Here is a 5,737-nt window from a genome sequence, read left to right as displayed (position 1 = left end):
GCTCCATGTGGGGTGCTAGTCCCTTTACATCCGTTATCACCTCGAACTCGCCGTTCTCCGTCATCATCACCGTCGCCGTGCCATACACGCCGGAGTTGTTGAGCGGGTTCAGCTGCACCTTGTACATTTTCATCTTGCTGTTGTTGCCCCCAGAGCCGCCTCCAGGCATCACGCCGTCCAGGTCACCCAGCTGGTCGCAGCCTGCCAGGAAGAAAGTGCCCAGCAGCGCGGCAGCAAAACCCTTGGTCAGAGTCGCCGCTTTATTCAGTATCATGCTTGTCTTCATAAATCCTTGTTTTAAAATATTAAAAATTGACAGTCCCTCAGGTTCGCTATGACACGATGAACGGCTTGACGATGTCCAGCACCATTTGCATGGACAGCGGCTCATCCCAGGCCTCCCTCACCGCCATCACCGGTACTGTTGTCACCTCAGTCACTTCCACACCCACATGCGTGGTGTTTTTCTCACCGGCGTACACGGCGCTGCTGGCCATCATGAAGGTCGCTCCGAAGCCGTCTATGCCGTCGTAGTCTTCCTCTGTTATCCAGCCTTTTCTTCCGCGTATGCGCCTTACCTGCGAGGCGTGCCGCGCCTCCACCGCATGAATCTGCAGCGCCACCTTGAGCAGGTCGTCGTTTTCAATCAGGTTCGGTGCCTGCCCTTTGTAGGCTCTCACTCCCGTATCCTCGAATGCCTGCGACAGGGCCAGGAAGAGCTGGCGGTTGCTGAAAGGACTAGGGAACACGCCCCCCGCGGTAAAGTCGAACATGCTCGGCACGCCATCCAAATTTCCGCCCAGAGCCTGAATCGTTGTCTCCAGCAGCTCCACGTGGATGCGCTCGTGCTCGCGGATGGCCATGAACACGTCCATGTGCCTGCCGCTTACGACGCCTGAGTCCACACCCTTTATGTAGAACTGGTACTCGAGCCGCTCCAGGGCCAGGGCGAACTTCAGCACGCCTATCACATCGCTGCTTTGCGCAAAAGCCATCTTCGGCATCATGGTGAAAGCTGCCACGGGCAGTGAGGCAAGCGCCACTTTCTTTGTCAGGCTCCCGAGCTTTTTGAAAGCCTCTTTTCTGGACATGTAGATGTCCACTTCCTCTTCCGACTTGTTTTCTGTGTTGAAAGAGTCAAACAGTTTATTAAAATCCATGGTAGTATCCTCCGGTTAAGCTTTTGGTAAATTACTCGCGTCAATCTCAGTCACAATGAAAGGGGCAGCCGCCTGCAGCACTTGCATAGGTGGGAAAGCCCGCTCCAGGCCATCGTCAATGAAGTCCACGAAAGCTTCATTGGGAGCGATAAGGTCATAGATGGCAGTCGCGTGCCGCGCCTCCACAGAAACGATTTTACCGGCCACTACCAGGAAGTCCGGGTTGGTAAGGAGAGGACCTGCGCCGTTGTAGGCTGCCACCCCGAGGTCCTCGAACGTCTTGGCAGTCTGCAGCACGCTGTTTCTGTCTCTGAAGTCCACCATGCTGAAGTCAAACTCCAGCTTGCCGATAGCATTTTTACCCAGGGCTGCTTCAAAGAACTCGCGGTGAGCTACTTCATGCTGCCGCAAATCCTCCAGCACCCTTATCTCCTCAGCGCTCGCACCGAGGTAGAAGCCAAGCAATGCCACTTTGGTGTAGTAGGCAGCCTCCAGCTGCTCCAGGGCATAGGCATAATTGAGGATGCCGATGTCCCCGCTCCCCAGATTCACTTTCTTGGGAGAGTTCGGGTTTTTCGGTGGGATAAACTCCTCGAACTGCTCGCAGCCGGAGAGCAAGATAGCGGATGTGGCCAAGGCCGCTCCGCTGTACTGCAGGAAGGACCTGCGGGAGCTGCTGAGCCCCTGGTCGGGCTTGTAGCCCTTTCCTTTTGAATCGGTAAACTTTGTCATACTAACCCATTTAAAATTTAAAAAATACTACTCTAAAATCCTTCTCTCCCTTCTGTTGCCTTTCCTGTTATGTATCCTGCTATTCTTTGCCATTCTGCCAAAGTTGATTAACATAACTTACAACCAAGTGTATATCCATGTTTTCTGTTGCCTGCCGTGTGCCTCCAGGACAAGCAGCAGTCCCTGTTCAAACACAGTTAAGTGGTGCGTGATTATTCTTTTTGTTATATAAAAGGTACTTACGCAAAACTACTTACGCTTGTGCAGCTGAATATTTAAGAACAGTATCATAATACAGGGTGTATGCACCCAAACAATGAGTGAGTACTCATTGTTACTTAGAGAGAAATAAATATTGGGTCGTTGCAAGTATGAAAAAGAGACTGCCATGCCTGTTCCTGAGGATAGTATATGGCTGTAAAAGAATCCTTTACTTCCCTTTTTTCGTTTGTAATGCATCACATCTAAATACAACGACATGGAAATCACCAACATTCTCGCTTTTATCGGAGGCCTGGGAGGCACAGAGGTATTCCTCATCCTGTTTGTCATCCTGCTGCTCTTCGGGGCCAAGCGCATCCCGGAGCTGGCAAAGGGGCTTGGCCGCGGCATCCGCGAGTTCAAGGACGCCACCAATGAAATCAAGAGCGAGATAGAGAAGCCCGGAAAAGACGAAAAGACAGCAGCGGAGAGACCGGTTGCCAAGGTTGCCAAGGATGAAGCACAAAAAGAGGCCACAGTGTAAAGACCCCTCTTTTGGCAGAGCTAACGGGACGATTAATGTACAATCCACTAAATGGATTTATAATCCGTAAGTTAGGCTTATACCAAATGTTATTAAACATAACCTGCGTTATTGGCCATGCTCACAACCTGTTCTATACGACTACTGCCAAACTTATCTCTCATCATCTACCCCTTCTACGGGATACCGAGACAGCATGTGAAATCGTTATAGAACGGATGTATTCAGTAGCTCGAGCTAAATAGCAGAGCAGTATCCCCACATGAGCAGAAAAGGCTATTGAAGTGGAATAATACATCAATTCCAGCAGAAAGCCGGCTGTGAACCGTCATGCTGCAGCCTTTATAGTCCTGCTTCTGAGCCGCCAATGCTCCACAATGCTCCAAAAAGATTTAACAACACAAGAACCACGTGTTGTAGCACAACCGCAACAGAGCACCTTTAAGCCAGAGGTAAAGCCAATTCCCTTACTGCTTCACGGAATAGGCGTAGACGCCATTCTCTCCCTTGTCAGCCCATTTGAACATACCGGGAACGCCTCCGCCAAAGTAGAGGTTATTCCCCTCTACCCAAAGCCACGAAATGATAGGGGCAGGAGCCATCAGGCTCATGAGCTGCTTCCCATCTTTTGCACCATAGGCCTGCAGGGTGCCATCGAGCGAGCCGATAAAGTAAACGTCGTTGGCCAGGTAGCCGGGCACGATGGCCGCAGGCTGCGCGTGGTTGATGACCCACTGGTGCTCTCCGGTGGCTGCGTTCAGCTTCTTTACCGAAATCTTGACCTTGTCAGGGGGCATGGTGTGCACGTAGCTGTTGTTGCTCCAAATTAGAACCGAGCCGTCACCCACAGAGGCCTCTCCGTGCATGCCCCCGTCAATTCCCCCGTACCCGATATTCGTGTGCCATATCCTCTCCCCTGTCTGGGCGTCGAAGGAGTGGAAGATTCCGCTCTTCTGCCCGGCCCCCACCAGCTTGCGCGGTTGCCCGTTCACCTCGGCAACATATAGCTGGGGCCCGCCTGCAAAGTCATAGTCAGGGCCTTTCTGGTCTGCCTTTGTCCACACATCATGCTGGGTCACCTGGTTGTGCCACCTTACCTCGCCTGTTCTGGCGTCCACGGCTATAATAGCGTCTGACATGTCGGTTGCCTCTCCGGTGTAGTTGTTGCCGGTGGTGAAGTAGAGCATGTTCAGGTCCGGGTCCAGGGCAAAGGAGCTCCACACGGCACAGCCGTTATGGGGCGGCTCTACCAGCACACTCTCCCAGGCAACGGTACCGTCACTGGCTCTTAGCGCCACCACTTTTCCCTGGAAGTCAGGAATGAAGCCTTTCTTCATGTCTGTCATTGGCTCCTCCACGGAGGACACGCCAATATAAACCAGCCCGTCGTGGTAGAGGAGCGTGCTGAGGTTGCCTGCTTCCGTGTCATCGGTAAACCTTGTCTTCCACAGCACCTCACCCGTGGCGGGATTCAAGGCGAAGGCAGTTCCTTCCACGCTGGCCTCAAAAAGCTTACCGTCGCCTAAAGTGCCCGTGCCGGCGAAGCCATGCCATGGCCACATCGTTTTTGGCTTCTCTATTTCTTTTTTCCAGATAAGATTGCCTGTGCCTGCGTCTACTTTGTACACCGAGCCTCCCCAGTCACCGAAGTAGATGCCTGTTGCATCAACAAGGGGCGTGTGGGAAACGGGTGTAGGGGTGGCGTACTTCCAGTTCATCTGCATGTTGGCAACATTGCCGCTGTTGATGGGACTCTTCATGGTGGCGTGCTGGTTCCAGAGCGTCTCCTCCACGTCCGGATTCCTCTCAATCACTGCTGCAACAGGCTCCACAGCCGCAGTTGCCGTTTCCACGGCTACAACTTCAGCGTCAGCTGCGACTGTATCCGCTTGCGTGGCAGTGGTGTTGCAGGAGGCAAGGAAGCCGGCTGAGAGTAATGCGGGGAAAGAAAGGTTCCTGATGAGGACTTTTAAAGTAGAAGCATCCATAGCGAATGATAAAGGTGTGGTAAGACAATAACCTGTACAGGGCAGCCAGAACATCTTCTTTGCCTGTATCTACGCATAATACCTGACTGCACAACTAATGGTTGCATGTAGCTGAAAACCAATATAGAGCCAGCGGAATGCAAGTAATTCCTTTCGAAGGACTGGCAGACAAAGAACAGGCATGTTCCGATAAAGTGCTTTTCGAGTCCGGGGCTGCAGGGAGATGAGGTACTTACAATAGAAGGAGGTTGATGAAACTACTAAGTACTCCCGGCTATACTGAAGAGGTAGCTTTGATGGTGCTGTGTTTTCGAAGCATGTTATCAACAGAGTACTTCCCGCTACCCAAGAATAGCAGCACACTGTAAACAAGCAGATAGAGTAGTATCAAATCTTTTTCGGTAATGGGATCATCGGCATGCGCAATGAAAGCAGCTACCAGCATCGTGATGATTAGAGGGATGGTGGCTAAACGGGTGCCAAGGCCTATGAAGATTAGCAGAGAGCAAGCAAACTCAGCAAAAACAGCCAAAACAAGGGAGGGACCACTGCCTATTCCTATCGGATCGCCGAAAGTGAAATCCCCAGCTAACTACTTTTCCAGTTTCGGGATGCCGTGGAAGAGCATGGTGCAGGCAACTACTACTCGAAGCAGCAGCAGGGCCAGGTGGACCTTTGAGGGATTGATACTGGTAGCAAATAGTGACTTCATGGTTATTTGGCTGAGGTAGCTGGATTGGACAGTGCAAACATAGTAGGGTTTGTCACCTAAGCATAAGTAAGTACGCTATTTTTCTTTCAGAGCGTATTTATGAGCAAGGTGTTGCTCCGCTCGTAGCTTCTATCAACGCCGCCAGCCAATATGAAAGTATTGTCAAAAAGGAAGGTTTCTCACCTAGAGAAGCCTCATTTATTTACAGCACATAACACCTGCGATGGCAAGTGCGAAGACTGTTTATTGTTAAAGCATCTTAAAAAACCCCCAGTGGCTGTTGCACAACTTAGCTTTTAGTACGACTTCCTTGCAGCCATTATTCGGAATAAGCATATAATGCTCCTCTCTTTGATTGTGGTCAAGCGACAGGGGTGAAACCAATAGCTGAAGGTATGAA

General features: G+C 51.3%; 6 protein-coding genes. 1 reads left to right on the top strand and 5 read right to left on the bottom strand.

The genetic code is table 11. The features are described 5' to 3' along the window. The 3 genes from E1919_RS26780 to E1919_RS26770 all read right to left on the bottom strand — a co-directional run. Nucleotides 1–286: hypothetical protein (locus E1919_RS26780; RefSeq protein WP_162056470.1), on the bottom strand; the 286-nt coding region annotated here is incomplete at its 3' end. A gap of 46 nt (nt 287–332) precedes the next feature. Then, nucleotides 333–1,160 (bottom strand): ferritin-like domain-containing protein, encoded by an 828-nt coding sequence (locus tag E1919_RS26775; RefSeq protein WP_162056469.1) that lies wholly within the window; start codon nt 1,158–1,160, stop codon nt 333–335. A gap of 15 nt (nt 1,161–1,175) precedes the next feature. Continuing rightward, a complete protein-coding gene (locus E1919_RS26770; RefSeq protein ID WP_162056468.1) occupies nt 1,176–1,892 on the bottom strand; it encodes a ferritin-like domain-containing protein in 717 nt (238 codons plus the stop codon). 478 nt (nt 1,893–2,370) lie between these two features. On the opposite strand from E1919_RS26770, the gene E1919_RS26765 reads away from it, so the two are divergent. Continuing rightward, nucleotides 2,371–2,637 carry a Sec-independent protein translocase subunit TatA/TatB gene (locus tag E1919_RS26765; protein WP_162056467.1) on the top strand — a complete coding sequence of 89 codons (267 nt, stop codon included), beginning with the start codon at nt 2,371–2,373 and terminating at the stop codon, nt 2,635–2,637. A 467-nt stretch (nt 2,638–3,104) separates the two neighbouring features. Here the strand turns inward: E1919_RS26765 and E1919_RS26760 are convergent, their stop codons facing one another. Together E1919_RS26760 and E1919_RS28085 are read right to left on the bottom strand one after the other, a co-directional pair. After that, nucleotides 3,105–4,625, bottom strand: coding sequence for an outer membrane protein assembly factor BamB family protein (locus E1919_RS26760; RefSeq protein ID WP_162056466.1), 1,521 nt, complete (start codon nt 4,623–4,625; stop codon nt 3,105–3,107). Between the two features lie 274 nt (nt 4,626–4,899). Further along, nucleotides 4,900–5,181, bottom strand: a complete 282-nt coding sequence (locus E1919_RS28085) for a DoxX family protein (protein ID WP_317168276.1) — start codon at nt 5,179–5,181, stop codon at nt 4,900–4,902. Between the last annotated feature and the right edge of the window lie 556 nt (nt 5,182–5,737).

This window comes from Pontibacter pamirensis (assembly GCF_010015475.1).
Lineage (GTDB): Bacteria > Bacteroidota > Bacteroidia > Cytophagales > Hymenobacteraceae > Pontibacter > Pontibacter pamirensis.
Note: the sequence above shows the minus strand (reverse complement) of the source record. Positions and strands in the feature narration are given on the sequence as shown.